This window comes from Microbacterium gorillae (assembly GCF_000826185.2).
Classification (GTDB): Bacteria; Actinomycetota; Actinomycetes; order Actinomycetales; family Microbacteriaceae; genus Microbacterium; species Microbacterium gorillae.
This window is the reverse complement of sequence record NZ_LN648871.1, coordinates 22382-36793: the sequence shown is the minus strand read 5'-3', so window position 1 is coordinate 36793 and position 14412 is coordinate 22382. Positions and strand designations below refer to the sequence as shown.

Annotated in this window: 13 protein-coding genes and 1 tRNA gene; 6 read left to right on the top strand and 8 right to left on the bottom strand. The window is 69.4% G+C overall.

The features are described 5' to 3' along the window. Positions 1-1776: a lipase family protein gene (locus BN1193_RS01165; protein WP_040163311.1), complete on the top strand. Its 1776-nt coding sequence runs from the start codon at positions 1-3 to the stop codon at positions 1774-1776. A gap of 25 nt (positions 1777-1801) precedes the next feature. Here BN1193_RS01165 and BN1193_RS01160 read toward each other — a convergent pair whose 3' ends face one another. The 5 genes from BN1193_RS01160 to BN1193_RS01140 form a co-directional block, all read right to left on the bottom strand. Beyond that, complete coding sequence (locus BN1193_RS01160) at positions 1802-2554, bottom strand: Rv3654c family TadE-like protein (protein WP_052460318.1); 753 nt, start codon at positions 2552-2554, stop codon at positions 1802-1804. A 97-nt stretch (positions 2555-2651) separates the two neighbouring features. After that, a complete protein-coding gene (locus tag BN1193_RS01155; protein ID WP_230206373.1) occupies positions 2652-3029 on the bottom strand; it encodes a TadE/TadG family type IV pilus assembly protein in 378 nt (125 codons plus the stop codon). After that, positions 3026-3277, bottom strand: coding sequence for a DUF4244 domain-containing protein (locus BN1193_RS01150; RefSeq protein ID WP_407662080.1), 252 nt, complete (start codon positions 3275-3277; stop codon positions 3026-3028). The genes BN1193_RS01155 and BN1193_RS01150 overlap by 4 nt, the downstream gene beginning before the upstream one ends. A 19-nt stretch (positions 3278-3296) precedes the next feature. Further along, on the bottom strand, positions 3297-4187 hold the full coding sequence (locus tag BN1193_RS01145) for a type II secretion system F family protein (protein WP_040163613.1): 891 nt from the start codon (positions 4185-4187) through the stop codon (positions 3297-3299). Continuing rightward, complete coding sequence (locus tag BN1193_RS01140) at positions 4171-5355, bottom strand: TadA family conjugal transfer-associated ATPase (protein ID WP_094770200.1); 1185 nt, start codon at positions 5353-5355, stop codon at positions 4171-4173. The genes BN1193_RS01145 and BN1193_RS01140 overlap by 17 nt, the downstream gene beginning before the upstream one ends. Before the next feature lie 417 nt (positions 5356-5772). Here BN1193_RS01140 and acs point away from each other — a divergent pair, with 417 nt between their 5' ends. Both acs and BN1193_RS01130 read left to right on the top strand, forming a co-directional pair. Beyond that, entirely contained in the window at positions 5773-7743 is a 1971-nt protein-coding gene (acs, locus tag BN1193_RS01135; protein WP_040163308.1) for an acetate--CoA ligase, read from the top strand. 113 nt (positions 7744-7856) lie between these two features. Continuing rightward, positions 7857-8876, top strand: a complete 1020-nt coding sequence (locus BN1193_RS01130) for a GNAT family N-acetyltransferase (RefSeq protein WP_040163305.1) — start codon at positions 7857-7859, stop codon at positions 8874-8876. A gap of 64 nt (positions 8877-8940) precedes the next feature. Here the strand turns inward: BN1193_RS01130 and BN1193_RS01125 are convergent, their stop codons facing one another. Together BN1193_RS01125 and BN1193_RS01120 are read right to left on the bottom strand one after the other, a co-directional pair. After that, on the bottom strand, positions 8941-9411 hold the full coding sequence (locus tag BN1193_RS01125) for a RidA family protein (protein ID WP_040163302.1): 471 nt from the start codon (positions 9409-9411) through the stop codon (positions 8941-8943). Between the two features lie 2 nt (positions 9412-9413). Continuing rightward, positions 9414-9629: a hypothetical protein gene (locus tag BN1193_RS01120; RefSeq protein ID WP_040163299.1), complete on the bottom strand. Its 216-nt coding sequence runs from the start codon at positions 9627-9629 to the stop codon at positions 9414-9416. A gap of 62 nt (positions 9630-9691) precedes the next feature. Between BN1193_RS01120 and BN1193_RS01115 the strand changes: the two genes are divergently transcribed. The 3 genes from BN1193_RS01115 to BN1193_RS01105 all read left to right on the top strand — a co-directional run bounded on the left by BN1193_RS01115 (position 9692) and on the right by BN1193_RS01105 (position 13340). Continuing rightward, positions 9692-12253: a transglycosylase domain-containing protein gene (locus BN1193_RS01115; RefSeq protein WP_040163296.1), complete on the top strand. Its 2562-nt coding sequence runs from the start codon at positions 9692-9694 to the stop codon at positions 12251-12253. Next, positions 12250-13191, top strand: coding sequence for a metallophosphoesterase (locus BN1193_RS01110; protein WP_040163610.1), 942 nt, complete (start codon positions 12250-12252; stop codon positions 13189-13191). The genes BN1193_RS01115 and BN1193_RS01110 overlap by 4 nt, the downstream gene beginning before the upstream one ends. A 72-nt stretch (positions 13192-13263) precedes the next feature. After that, positions 13264-13340: transfer RNA gene (locus BN1193_RS01105), tRNA-Pro, on the top strand. A gap of 130 nt (positions 13341-13470) precedes the next feature. On the opposite strand, the gene BN1193_RS01100 is transcribed toward BN1193_RS01105, so the two are convergent. After that, positions 13471-14346: a serine hydrolase domain-containing protein gene (locus BN1193_RS01100; protein ID WP_040163293.1), complete on the bottom strand. Its 876-nt coding sequence runs from the start codon at positions 14344-14346 to the stop codon at positions 13471-13473. Positions 14347-14412: the final 66 nt, after the last annotated feature.

The window sequence follows — 14412 nt, the reverse complement described above, 5'->3', positions numbered from 1 at the left end:
GTGGGGTTTTCGGCGAAACGGGCGCTGGTCGTCCGACGCTTCGAGGCTGGACCGCGCCCGCTGCGGATCGGGATCGGCGTCGCCGCGATCATCGGCGGGCTTCTGGTCATCGTCCGCCCCACCACGTCGTTGGACCTGCTCGCGGTGCTCATCGGCATCGGCGCGATCCTCGAGGGCGTGCTCGCCCTGTGGGAGACGGCCGCGTCCCGTCGCTGGCGGATCATCACGGCGATCCTCTGGGTCGCCACCGGAGTGGTGCTGCTCACCATCCCGTGGTTGACGGTCTGGGTGCTCATCGTCGTGGTGTCGCTCGGTCTGATCGTCGTCGGCGTGGCCCGCATCATGCAGGCGTTCCGTCAACGCGGCCGTCCGCGCAGCCTCGACGAACGCATCTCGTCGGCAACGCTGGGAGTGGCGGCCATCGGCTTCGGGGTGGTGGCCTTCGTCTGGCGCGACGCGTCGATGATCATCCTCGGCGTGGTGTTCGCGTTCTGGCTCATCATCACGGGCGTGGACACGGTGTGGACGACCGTGCGCGGCAGCCGGCGCAAACCGCCCCGCAGCGGCAGCGGGTTCCTGCGTCGGTTCCTCCGCTCCCTGATCGCCGCCGTCGCGGTGATCGCGGCCATCGCGACCACGATCGGGACGGTGATCGCCACGCGGGACTCGGTCGTGACGGACGTGTTCTACGCTGCGCCGCGTGACATTCCGGACGAGCCGGGACAGCTGATCCGGTCCGAACCGTTCGAGAACCCCGAGGTTCCCTCCGGTGCTCGCGCCTGGCGCATCCTGTACACGACGAACGACGGCAACGGGGATGTCCGGGTGGCGAGTGCGCTCGTGGCCGCTCCGGACGACGACCTCCTGCACCCTTCCATCACGTGGGGCCACGGCACCACGGGCTACGCCCCGACGTGCGCGCCGTCGTTGCAGGAGCGTCCGTTCAAATCCGGCGGGATGTTCGCGCTGAATCAGATCATCGCGGAGGGCTGGGCGCTGGTCGCGACCGACTACCCCGGCCTCGGCACGGCCGGCCCGAACCCCTACCTGGTCGGGCGGGACAGCGCCTACGCGATGCTGGACGCCACACGGGCCGCCACCCAGCTCACCGAGACGCGGATCAGCCGCTCGACGGTGATCTGGGGCCATTCGCAGGGTGGTCACGCGGCGCTCTGGGCCTCGCAGGTCGCCGCCGATTACGCGCCGGAGCTGTACGTCTACGGCACCGCCGCGATCAGCCCTGCCGTCGACCTGACCGGCCTGGTGGACTCGCTGAGCATGAAGCTCGGCGGGGCCGTGCTGGAATCCTTCGTCCTGACCTCGTATTCGGAGCGCTACGACGACGTCCGGATCCGCGATTACGTCCGTCCCGGATCGGACTTCGCGATGCGCGCTTACCCGCAGCGCTGTCTGGCCGGTCCGGAGATGCTCGTGTCGGTGGCCTCGGTCGCCGCCCGCTTCGCCGATCCGTCGTTCTTCAAAGTCGATCCGCGCACGGGCCCCCTCGGCGCCCGGCTGCGCGAGAACAACCCGGAACCGGTGAGCGGGCGCGGCCTCATGATCGTCACGGGGATGGAGGATGCGCTGATCAGCCCGGCGCTGCAGAAGTCGTACGTGGACAAGCTCTGCAAGGCCGGGGTCAGCGTGGACTATCGCCAGCGCAAGAAGTCCGACCACATCAGCATGCTCTACGGCAACACCGACTTCATGCGGGACCTCATCGCCTGGACCGACGACCGCTTCCACTACGGCCCCACCACCCCGACCTGCAACTGACACCTACCGACGCCTGCCTCTGCCCTCATCCCGTGAACTCCCAGTGCCAGGCCTCGGGGGCGGTGCCGCCCGGTTCGGCCCACGTCGGGTGCGTCCAGCCGAAGCGGCGCGCGTTCGCGACGAGCCACCGGTAGGTGGCGCTGCCGAAGTCCGTCCGTGCGATGCCGACGTCGATCGCGGTGCCCCAGCCGTGGTTCGAGGTCCCGGGCACCGCGGCGAATTCGCATGCTCCGCGGGCGCACCACGCCCGACGCTGCTCCTTCTGCCCGGCCAAGTCCCGGTAGGCGTCCGAGAGGGGAAGGTCCGCACCGTGCTCCGCGCGGTACGCGGTGTTCATCGCGACCAGGGCCGCCGCGGCGTCGCCGCGCAGCAGGAGGTCCGCCCGCCACGGGATGGACCGCAGTACCTCGCGCGGAATCGCTCCGTTGGGGTAGTCGGCTCCCGCCGATCCGTCGTCGGCCGGCGCGCGCGTTCCGGCCCGTGCCGCACCCCTCACCGGCAGCCCGAGGACGCGGGCGGACACGGAGACGGTCGCGATCAGTCCGTTCAGGTCGCACCGATCCAGCGCCGCACCGTTGCGCCGGGCCAGCTCGTCCGCCCGGTCGCAGGGGTCGCCCGTCGTGGCGCCGGCGAGCGTGTCGGCGGCCGCGAGCGCAGCGGCATCCGCCGCCCCGGCGACGCGCTGGCTCGCGGCGGCCGCCTGCCCCACCGCGATCCCGCCCACCAGCAGCACCGTCACCCCCATCAGGGTGCCGATTCCGGTCACCGTCGTGGACATGCACCCGTCCTCCCATGCAGAGCCAGCCGCCGTCCCCGCGGCACGCGTTCGCCCTCAGCGGCCGGCCCCGGGCATGCACCCCACCTCTCGCGCAGGGTCATTCGCCGTCCCCGAGCGCACAGGACCGCGTTCGCAGGTCGACCGTGATCCCCGGCCAGAGGTCCACCCCGGCCGATGCCGTCGCGCAGACGAGGTCTCCCGTCAGATCGACGTCGAGCTCCGCGCCCGCCACCGCGGTGCGCACCACCGCGGCGGCCCGCGCGGGATCATCGCCTCGGGCGACGAGGCGGGCCGCATCGGCGGATGCGTCCTGCAGCAGCACGCGCTGGGTCTGCGCGTGCAGCGCGCCGAACGCGAGAACGAGGATCAGGAGCACGGCGGGGAGAGTGACGGCGAACTCCGCCGCCACCCCGCCCGCCTCCGCGCGTCGCACCCGCGCGGTGACCGGGCCGGGCACCACCCGGTCACCGATCACGGCACCGTGAGCGCGCGCTGCACCAGATCCGTGAGCATCCCGCGCACCTCATCCGAGCGCATGATGATCACGAGCATCCCCGCGAACGCCACCGCTGCCATCGTCGTGATCGCGTACTCCGCAGTCGCCGCACCGGCGGGGTCCCGCAGGATCTCACGCAGTGACCGCACCCGCGATCCTCCCGGCGAGATCGGGGGGCACGCGATCCCGATCTCCCGGTGCATCCTTCTTCGTCCAGTCACACTCATCATCGGTCCCTTCTTCGGTTCACCACGCGAGCTGCGTGGAGGTGATGACGCTCAGCACCATCGGCGCGACGCCGAGGAGGAAGAACGCCGGTAGGGTGCAGAGCCCGAGGGGCAGCAGCATCGCGCTGCCCAACCGGACCGCTCGGATGCGACCCTCGGTGCGCGTGCGCTGCCGCGCGTCGGCGGCACTCGCCCGCAGCAGCGCGGCCGCCGGCACGCCTGCGCGCCGGGACAAGGCCAGTACGCGCTCCACCGCCGCGTCCTCGTCCTGCCCGAGGGCGTCGTCGACGAGCCGGAGCGCCCGGTCGATCGTGGCCCCGCCGCTCAGCGCGACCGCGGCCAACTCGGCCCGCAACCCGGGCGCGATCGGCAGGTCGCGGGCACGCCGGACCAGACGCCGCGTCCATTGCCGGGCGAGGACGACCAGCCCGATGCCCGCGATCAGGCACGTGATACCGAGCGGGTTGCCGATCAGCACACCGATCGTGTCGAATCCGAGGACCGCCCCCAGGAGCAGGCCGAGGACCGGCAGCCAGAGCATGATGCGCGCGGTGACGGTCGGCTCAGCGAGCGCGACCGTCACGTCGTCGGCCGTCTCGCTGCCGTCCTGCAGCGCGCCCGCGATCGCGCGGAGCGTGTCCGCGAGCGGAGCACCGACGGCCTCAGCGATGCGCCAGGCCGCGGCGAGCGGCACCCAGGGTCCGCCCTGCGCCTCAATGGCGTCAGCCGGCCGCGCTCCCCCACTCATCCGCGCGCTGATCGTCGCGACGGCGCCGCCGTCGACTTCCCCGACGTACGTCCAGGCCCGTTCCGGCACGATTCCGGCGTGCAGCAGGACGGCGATCCGTCTGGCGGTGTCCGCGGCTTCTCGCGTCGCGACCGCAGCGTCGCGATCACGCCGCGCGGTCATCACGCCCGGCTGCTCGCGGTTGCGGGATGAAGCCGCCGCGACCGAGCGGCGGCGGCGGCGACGAAACCCGGTCATACCCCCGCACGATCTCATCGAAGGAGGCGCGTTCGTCCGCCTCCGCTGACAGCGACTCGTCACCGACGGAGGGCCGCGCCGGCTCGGATGCGCCCGAACCCGCCGGGGCCGTCACCATCGGTCGGTCCACTCGTTGCGACGGGTGTGTCGCCGGTGTCCGCTCGTCGGCCGCGGGCGCTTCCCAGAGCGCGGACACGGCGAGCCTGCCCTGCTCGATGCGGAACTCCCCGAGCGCGACCACTCGGCGAACCCCATCGGCACCCTGCTCCAGGTGCACGACGAAATCCATCGCGCTGACGACCTGGCGAGCCAACGCGATGTCGTCGAGACCCGCGAGCGCGCCGAGCGCTTCCAGTCGCGCGGGGACATCGGTGAGGCCGTTCGCGTGCACGGTTCCGGCACCCCCGTCGTGGCCGGTGTTCAGCGCCGAGAGCAGTTCTCGCACCTCGCCCCCGCGGCACTCGCCCACCACGAGGCGATCGGGTTTCATCCGCAGGGCCTCGCGCACGAGACGGGCCAGCGAGATCTCGCCCGCGCCCTCGAGGTTGGCCTGGCGAGCTTCCAGCGCGACGTGGTGCGGGTGTTCGATGCGCAATTCCGCCACATCCTCGATCGTCACGATGCGCTCGCCCGGATGCGCCTCGGCGAGCAGCGCCGACAGCAGCGTGGTCTTCCCGACCCCACCGGCGCCGCTGATCAGGAAGTTCGCTCGTGCGCCGACGGCGACGCGCAACCGCTCCTCGATCTCGGGCACGAGCATGCCGCGGTCGGCGAGCTCAGACAGGCGCGCTCGAGTCAGACGCGGGATGCGGATCGACAGCACGGTGCCGCTGGTCGCGATCGGGGAGAGCACGGCGTGCACTCGGATCCCGTCATGCAGGCGGACGTCCACGCACGGGTTGGCGTCATCGACGTGTCGGTCCCCGGCGGACATGAGCGCGGTGGCGAGCTCGCGCACCTCACGTTCGGACGCACGCCAGCCCGGCTGTCGGACCGCCCCCGCGCCGCGGTCCACGAACAGTCCCGCCGACCCGTTGACGAAGATGTCGGTCACGCTCGGGTCGGCGATGAGCGCGGCGAAGGGGGCGAGCACGGTGTGGCTTCGGGGGCGGCCACGAACGGATCGATCATGTCCGGGACGCTAGGCCGCCGCTCCCGGCGTCGGTCCCGCGAGCCGTGCGGTGCGAACGATCAGCCCACGGACACGGGTTGGGGAGGAAGCGCTCCCATGACGAAGAGGCGGCATCCTGTGTGGGGGGAAACAGGATGCCGCCTCATGCGTCGGTCGTCTCTGGGGATCGGCGACCTCGCGTCATGCCGATGACAGTCAGATGATCGGCAGGGCATCAGCATACGGGGCGACGTGCATCGGGCACAATCACCCCCGCCCGCGCCGAACGCGATCATCGCTCACTCCCTTTCGGCAGTATTGGCTGGACCCCCACCCGCCTAGATTCGGGTCAGCCGCGATGTAGCGGCTTTCGTCATTTCCGCGCGAAGGAGCGTCCGTATGAGCAGCCAGATCGACCACCTGCTGAACGAATCCCGGCGGTTCTCGCCGTCACCGGAGTTCGCGGCGCAAGCGATCGGCACCGCTGAGCTGTACGACGAGGCCAAGGCCGATCGGGAAGCCTTCTGGGCGCGTCAGGCCAACGAGCTGATCACCTGGGACAAGTCGTTCACCGAGGTGCTGGACTGGTCGAACCCGCCGTTCGCGAAGTGGTTCGCCGACGGCACGCTCAACGTCGCCTACAACTGCCTGGACCGCCACGTCGAAGCCGGCAACGGCGACCGGGTGGCTCTGCTGTTCGAGGGTGAGCCCGGCGATTCCCGCGCCGTGACCTATGCCGAACTGACCGATCTCGTCAAGCGCGCCGCGAACGTCCTCGAGGGGCTCGGAGTCACGAAGGGCGACCGCGTCGCCCTGTACCTCCCGATGATCCCGGAGGCGGTCGCGGCCATGCTCGCCTGCGCCCGCATCGGGGCGATCCACTCCGTCGTGTTCGGCGGCTTCTCCGCGGACAGCCTGCGTTCGCGGCTGGATGACGCCGGCGCGAAGCTCGTCATCACCGCGGACGGCGGCTACCGCAAGGGCAAGGTCTCCGCGCTGAAGCCGGCCGTCGACATGGCCCTGGCGGACCGCAACGGCGAGGGCGAGCAGGCCACCGTCGAGCACGTCCTGGTGATTCGCCGCGGTGAGAACGAGGTCGAGTGGACCGAGGGACGCGACCTGTGGTGGCACGAGGAGGTCGAGGCGGCCAGCCCCGACCACACCGCGCAGGGCTTCGAGGCGGAGACGCCGTTGTTCGTCCTGTACACCTCGGGCACCACCGGCAAGCCGAAGGGCATCCTGCACACTTCCGGCGGCTACCTCACCCAGGCCGCGTTCACCAACCGCGTCGTGCACGACATCCACCCGGAGACCGACGTCTACTGGTGCACGGCTGACATCGGATGGATCACCGGACACAGCTACGTCACCTACGGACCCCTCGCCAACGGCGCCACCCAGGTGCTCTACGAGGGCACGCCGGAGACTCCGCACCCGGGCCGCTGGTGGGAGATCGTGCAGAAGTACGGCGTGACCGTCCTGTACACCGCGCCCACGGCGATCCGCTCCTTCATGAAGCAGGGTCGCCAGATCCCGCAGGAGTTCGATCTGTCCTCCATCCGCCTGCTCGGCTCGGTCGGCGAGCCGATCAACCCGGAGGCCTGGGTCTGGTACCGCGACGTCATCGGCGGCGGACACGCTCCGATCGTGGACACCTGGTGGCAGACCGAGACCGGCGCGATCATGATCTCGCCGCTGCCGGGCGTCACGGAACTGACCCCGGGCTCCGCGCAGAACCCGATCCCGGGCATCGAGGTGTCGATCGTCGACGAGAAGGGTGAGGAGGTCGAGGACGGCAACGGCGGGCTCCTCGTCGTGACCAGCCCGTGGCCGAGCATGCTGCGGGGCATCTGGGGCGACCCGGACCGTTACGTGGACACGTACTGGCGCATGTTCGCGGACAAGGGCTACTACTTCGCCGGCGACGGCGCCCGCAAGGACGAGGACGGCGACATCTGGCTGCTCGGCCGGGTGGACGACGTGATGAACGTCTCCGGTCACCGCCTCTCCACCGCTGAGATCGAGTCCGCGCTCGTCGGCAATGAGGCGGTCGCCGAGGCGGCCGTGGTCGGTGCGAGCGATGAGACCACCGGTCAGGCCGTGGTGGCGTTCGTGATCATCAAGGAGAACTACCTGCGCGCGCACAAGGCCGACGGCCTGGCGCAGAACCTCCGGCTGTGGGTCGGCGAGCAGATCGGTCCGATCGCACGCCCGCGGGACATCTACATCGTCGGCGAACTGCCGAAGACCCGCTCCGGCAAGATCATGCGACGGCTGCTGCGCGATGTCGCCGAGGGCCGCGAGGTCGGCGACACGACGACCCTCGCCGACACCGCGGTGATGAGCGTGATCTCCAAGCAGGTCAAGTAAGGCTGACGGCGAGCGGTTCCGCAGCTCCCCGAGTTCCGGGAGGCTGCGGAACCGCGTCGTCTTTCCCGGCGCCGGCACCACGCACGCCCCGGCATGACCTACCGTGAGATCCCGTGACCACTCTCGACATCCGCCGGATCGACCCCTTCGACGACGAGTCCGTCGACGCCTGGTGGCAGGCGTACGCCGATGCCGAACGGGCCGAGCGCGGCGCGCACGCCGCCGTGTGGACGCTCGAGGAGAGCCGTCATGAACTGCGTCAGCAGTCCGAGACGATCGAGCGCCGCGCGCACCTGGTCCGCCGCGACGGTGTGGTCGTGGCGTCGGCCCGACTCGCCCTCCCTCGCCGTGAGAACACCGCGCGGGCGGCGCTCGGCGTGCACGTGCCGCCCGCCTTCCGCCGTCAGGGCATCGGCTCGGCCGTCCTGACCGCACTGGAAGCGGAGGCGCGCGTCGAGGGGCGAACCGTCCTCGACGGCGAGGTGTCGTGGCCGTACGCGCTGGGCGAGGACGGTGCGGGCTCACCCGGCCGCTCCTTCGCCACCCGCCACGGTTACGCCCTCGCGCTCAGCGACGTGCAGAGCACCCTCTCGCTGCCCGTCGACGCGCGGATCCTTGATCACCTCGACGCGGAGGCGTCCGCTCGCTCGGCCGGATTCCGCGTCGAATCCTGGAACGGTCCGGTGCCCGAGGACGTGGTCGCGGGGTGGGCCACCCTCGACGCCTCTCTGGAGACCGAAGCTCCCACCGGTGACCGGGTCCTGGAGGCGTCCACCGCCGCCGTCGAGGACGTCCGCGCCTCCGAGCGCCTCCTTCAGGCTCAGCGGCGCACGAGCTTCGGTTCCGTCGCCGTCGACGCCGACGGGCAGGTGGTCGCGTACACGCAGATCGTCGTCTCGGGTGATGACGGCAACGCCTACCAGTGGGGCACGCTCGTGGATCGCAGCCGTCGAGGACACCGGCTCGGGACGCTGGTGAAGATCGCGAACCTCCGGCGGCTGCAGCGCGAGTCACCCGCCACGAGCCAGGTGATCACCTACAACGCCGGCGTCAACGAGCACATGCTCGAGATCAATCGGCGTCTCGGATTCGTCCCGACCGAACGCATGGGCGAATTCCAGAAAGCGCTCTGACCGCCCGATCGACATGCGCGTGCCCCCGTCCGGATCCGGACGGGGGCACGCGCATTCTCAAGCGTCAGGCCGAGTGGCTGAACACGACCTCGACCTCGACGGGCGCGTCCAGCGGCAATGACGCGACGCCGACGGCGGAACGGGCGTGAATGCCGGCATCCCCGAAGATCTCGCCGAGGATCAGGCTCGCGCCGTTGATCACACCGGGCTGACCGGTGAACTCGGGGACGGAGGACACGAAGCCGACGACCTTGATGACGCGGGTGAGGTTGTCCACTCCCCCGACGGCGGCGGCCGCCGCGGCGATCGCGTTCAGCGCGCACTGGCGCGCGTAGTCCTGCGCGTCCGACGCGGGAACGAGACCGTGGCCTTCGCCGACCTTGCCGGTGGCCGGCAGCGCACCGGAGACCATCGGGAGCTGGCCGGACGTGTACACCAGGTCGCCGTGCACCACCGCGGGAACGTAGGCGGCGACCGGCGCGGCGACGGCGGGAAGCTCGATGCCGAGCTCGGACAGGCGGGCGGAAACGGACATGTTCACTCCTCGAACTGGGTGGCTGCGGCCGCCGCGGAAGCGAGACCGGTGTTGGCCGGGGCGGCATCCGAGAGCGGACGCTTGAAGTAGCCGACGAGGCCTCCCTCGGGGCCCGTGACGACCTGGACGAGCTCCCATCCCTGCTTGCCCCAGTTGTTCATGATGGCGGCGGTGTTGTGAATGAGCAGCGGCGTGGTGAGGTATTCCCAGGTGGTCACTTCGTCTCCGAGGGGTCGCGTGTGCAGGCCGTCTTTCAGCCTTCGGCAGTACGATCAAGCCTATGCCTGGAACGAAACGCACAGCCAGCGGTGTGCTCGGCGGACTGCTCGGCCTGCTCGGCCTCAGCGTCGTCGCCGGAATCCTGATCACCGCGACCGTGACGCCCGCGATCGCGGTGAGCGGCCTCGCGGCCAAGAGCGGCATCGACATGTTCGATTCCCTGCCGAACTCGCTCAAGATCGACAAGATCATGGAACCGACGATCTTCTACGCCAAGGACGCCAGCGGCAAGGACGTCGAGATGGCACGGTTCTACCAGCAGAACCGTAAGCCGGTGGCGTACAACCAGATCGCCCCGGTCATGATCGACGCGATCACCTCGTCCGAGGACAACCGGTTCTTCACCCACGGCGGCGTGGACATGCAGGGAACCGTGCGCGCCCTCCTCAGCAACCTCCAGCACAAGGACACCTCCGGCGGTTCCTCGATCAGCCAGCAGTACGTCAAGAACGTGCTCATCCAGCGCTGTGAGTACACCGCCGTGGACGACACGGCGCGAGATGACTGCTACGAGGCGGCGACGAACGCCAAGGGCACGGATGGCCTCAAGCGCAAGCTGCAGGAGATGCGCTACGCCATTTCGCTCGAGACGCAGTACTCCAAGGAGGACATCCTCCTCGGCTACCTGAACATCGCTTCGTGGGGCGGCATCACGTACGGCATCGAGGCCGCCGCGCAACGCTACTTCAGCACGTCGGCGGCCAATCTGACCCTCAACCAGGCGGCCACGCTGGCCGGCATGGTGCAGTCCTCGAACGCGTTCCGCATTGACCATCCCGATTCTGAGGACAACGGCGCGGCGAACGGTTACGCGAAGACCAAGGACCGTCGCGACACGGTGCTCTTCCGCATGCGCGCGGACGGCAAGATCACCAATGCCGAGTACCAGGCGGCGATCAAGGAGCCGATCGATCCGAAGATCAGCGACCCGGTCGTCGGCTGCCAGCAGGCGGTCGGCAAGGAGTACTTCTGCCAGCTCGTCAAGGGCATGCTCCTGGATGACAAGACGTTCGGGGCGACCCTCGAGGACCGCATCGACAAGATGAACAAGGACGGCCTGCGCGTCTACACGACCCTGGATCCCGGCCTGCAGGAGCAGTCCACGGCGGCCATGCATGACCTGGTTCCGGCCTCGATCCCGGGAATGGACCTCGGGTCGGCCGGCGTCCAGTTGGATGCGGCCACCGGCCGAATTCTCTCCATCACGCAGAACACGAACTTCTCGGACTCGGGCGCACCGGCCGGAGCCGACCCGAACGCGTGGTCGTCCATGGTGTACGCCGGCGACCAGCTGCACCTCGCCACCAACGGCGGTGCCGGCTTCATGACCGGATCGACGTTCAAGGTGTTCACGCTGCTGGAGTGGCTGATCGAGGGCCACTCGGTGAACGAGACCCTGAACGCCGTCCACCGCAACAAGGACTACACCTCCGAGTGCGATGGCCTCATCTACTCCGGAAACTCCGAGAACTTCGACCGGAACCCGGGATACCGCGGCAACGTCATGCGATTCACGCGGGATTCGTTGAACACGGGCTTCCTCTCGATGAGTGAGAAGATCAACGTCTGCAAGGTGCGCGACCTCGCGATCAGTCTCGGCGCCGTTCCCGGTGACGGCAAGCAGCTGGAGACGTCCGGCCTGTTCTGGCTCCTCGGTTCCAACAACATCTCGCCGGTTGCCATGGCCAGCGTGTACGCCACCCTCGCGAACAAGGGTTCCCAGTGCACGCCCTACGCGATCGACAAGGTCACCGACTCCACGGGCACGGTGATCAAGGAGTACAAGCCCACCTGCACGCAGAAGATCGACCCCAACGTCGCCGCGACCGCGCTCTACGCGCTGCAGGGCGTGATGGCCTCGGGCGGAACCGGTCAGGACGGCAACCCGTTCGACGGCACTGAACTCGCCGGCAAGACCGGGACCGCGGAGTCCATTCAGACCTGGTTGATCCAGACGAGCTCGCGTATCACGAGCGCCGCGTGGGTCGGCAACGTCGAGGGCCTTGCGGACGTCTACGATTACGATGCCAACGGCCGGCAGGTGAACAGCATCCGCTACGAACTCGGCCGGCGCATGCAGGCTGCCGCCGATGCGTTGTACCCGGCGGGGCCGTTCCCGCAGCCGGATCAGAACCTGACGCGCCTCGTGTACAAGGACCTGCCCAGCGTGGTCGGAAAGTCCATCGATGAGGCGACCAAGATCATCAACGACGCCGGATTCGAGGTCAACGTCGGCTCCGAGGTCGACTCCGACCAGCCGAAGGGCACGATCGCCACGCAGGACCCGGGCGCCGGGTCGGTGCAGGCCGGCACCACGGTCACGATCAACCCGAGCTCCGGTAAGGGCGCGACGGTTCCGGACGTGTCCGGGCAGTCGCTGTTCGATGCGCGGGACGCGCTGAACGCGGCTGGGTTCTCCTCCGTGACGCAGCAGTGCTCCGAGAAGAAGGACGCGCCGAAGGAGGGTCGAGTGACCGGAACGAACCCGGGCGCGGGAACATCCACGTCGAAGGGCACGTCGATCTCGATCAAGGTCCAAGCCAAGAAGTGCCCGGTCGGGTGACGACCGCGACGCACCGCGGCCGCACCGCCCTTGCGGCGGTCGCGGTCGCCGGTGCCGCCGCGGCGACGTGGGGCATCGGCATTGAACGACACCTGTACACGCTGCGCCAGCACACCGTCGCGGTGCTGCCGGCGGGTGCGGACCCGATCCGGATCCTGCACCTGTCCGACGTCCACATGGCTCCCTGGCAGGTTCGCAAGCAGGCGTGGATCGCCTCGCTGGCGTCCCTGCGTCCGGACCTGATCGTCAACACCGGCGACAACCTCGGACACCCGGACGCGCTGCGCGCGATCCGCGCGGCGTATGCCGGATTCCGCGGTGTCCCGGGTGTGTTCGTGTACGGCTCGAACGACTTCTTCGCGCCGACCCCGCGCAACCCGCTCCGCTACCTGACCGGCCCGTCCCAGCGCGGAAACGTCGAGGAGAAGCCGCTGGACACCGCGGCCTTGGACGCCTTCCTGACGGACACGCTCGGGTGGCACTCCGTGGACAACGGCGCCGCGGCCCTGCAGGTGCGGGGGCGGAGGCTGGACTTCTTCGGCGTCGGGGACGCGCATCGCGACTGGGATCGCCTCGATGAGCTCCCGGCCTACGCCGCGAGCGTTCGCAACGAGGCTTCGGACCTCCCCCGCCTGGAGATCGGCGTCACGCACGCTCCGTATCGTCGGGTTCTGGACGCGTTCGCGGCTGAGGGGGCGGACATGATCTTCGCGGGTCACACGCACGGCGGTCAGGTCCGTGTGCCCGGCTTCGGAGCACTCGTGGCGAACTGCGACCTTCCGCTCGATCAGACCCGCGGTCTGTCCTCGTGGGATGCCGGCACGCGCCGCATCCCGCTGAACGTCAGCGCCGGCATCGGGCACTCGATCTACGCGCCGGTGCGATTCGCCTGCCGTCCGGAGGCGTCACTGATCACTCTGGTCCCCCGCGAGGGGTGAGGTTGGTCATCACCACCCTCTTCCATCGGGTAGACTGAGTGAGTTGTCCGGAACCGCCCGCGGATCCGACAACGGGGTGTGGCGCAGCTTGGTAGCGCGCTTCGTTCGGGACGAAGAGGCCGCAGGTTCAAATCCTGTCACCCCGACCAGATCCGAAAGAGCCGGTCCATCACGGACCGGCTCTTTCGTCGTTCGGCGCCGGCATCACACCCTCGCACTGCTCCCGATTCCGGCAGCTTCACGCTCGTGGAAATGCAGACCCTGGGAGCGACCTTGGCGTTACGCGCGAAGGACCTGGGCCGCGAAGTCGGCGAGGAGGTGATCGCGTTCCTCCTCGTGCGCGGTGATGGTGATGACGGCGCCACGTTCGTCGTCCACGACCACGTACTGGCCGTAGCGCCCATCCAGGCGCCAGCACTGCTGTGGGCCGTCCCAGGCGGCGAGACCGTAACGCTGGAACGGACGAGACGCACCCGTGTCGGTCCACTCGCTGTGCATCCGATCGATCCAGCTCGACTCGACCAGCTGTCGCCCCTCCCATCGCCCGCGATCGCGCAGCACCCTCCCGATCCGAGCGAGCTCGCTCGTGCGCAGTTCGAGCCCGCTGCCGCCGACGATCCACCCGCGCGGACACCGGTGCCACTGCGGGTTGTCGATCTCCAGCGGGTCGAACAGCCGCGGCAGCAACCAGTCCCGAACGTCACCGACGATCGCGCCCAGCATCCGCATGGCGACGTAGGTGCTCGCGTCGCTGTATGCGAACGACTCCCCCGGCCCCGCCGTCGGCAGGCGCAGCATCGCCTGCGCCAGATCCGGTCCCGGCACGCGGTCTCCCCCGAACCAGGCGAAATCGATCCCGCTGGTCATCGACAGCAGATGACGGAGCGTCACCTCCTCGACTCCGGATCCGAGTTCCATCGCCGGGAGAAGCTCCGGAACGCGCGTGTCCAGCGACAGGAGCCGTTCGTCGATCGCCATACCGATCGCCAGCGCGCACACGCCCTTGGACACCGAGTACACGTTCACGCGATCATCGCTGCGCCACCGGTGCTCGGCTTCCTCGTCATCGATCCGCACGTGGACGCCGTACGCACTGAGCCGCTGCGCGTCGACGAGCTTCGCGAAGTCGGTGGCCACGGCGTGAGCGGTCGTCATGGGTTCAGCCTCGCACAGGACACACCGGCCACATGACACACCGGCACCGCGGAATACCGGCGGGGG

Coding starts and splice junctions, on each gene's coding strand:
- BN1193_RS01115 (WP_040163296.1), top strand. CDS start 9,692: ATGCCTGGAACGAAACGCACAGCCAGCGGTGTGCTCGGCGGACTGCTC.
- acs (WP_040163308.1), top strand. CDS start 5,773: ATGAGCAGCCAGATCGACCACCTGCTGAACGAATCCCGGCGGTTCTCG.
- BN1193_RS01125 (WP_040163302.1), bottom strand. CDS start 9,411: ATGTCCGTTTCCGCCCGCCTGTCCGAGCTCGGCATCGAGCTTCCCGCC.
- BN1193_RS01145 (WP_040163613.1), bottom strand. CDS start 4,187: ATGACCGCGCGGCGTGATCGCGACGCTGCGGTCGCGACGCGAGAAGCC.
- BN1193_RS01160 (WP_052460318.1), bottom strand. CDS start 2,554: ATGTCCACGACGGTGACCGGAATCGGCACCCTGATGGGGGTGACGGTG.
- BN1193_RS01150 (WP_407662080.1), bottom strand. CDS start 3,277: ATGAGTGTGACTGGACGAAGAAGGATGCACCGGGAGATCGGGATCGCG.
- BN1193_RS01100 (WP_040163293.1), bottom strand. CDS start 14,346: ATGACGACCGCTCACGCCGTGGCCACCGACTTCGCGAAGCTCGTCGAC.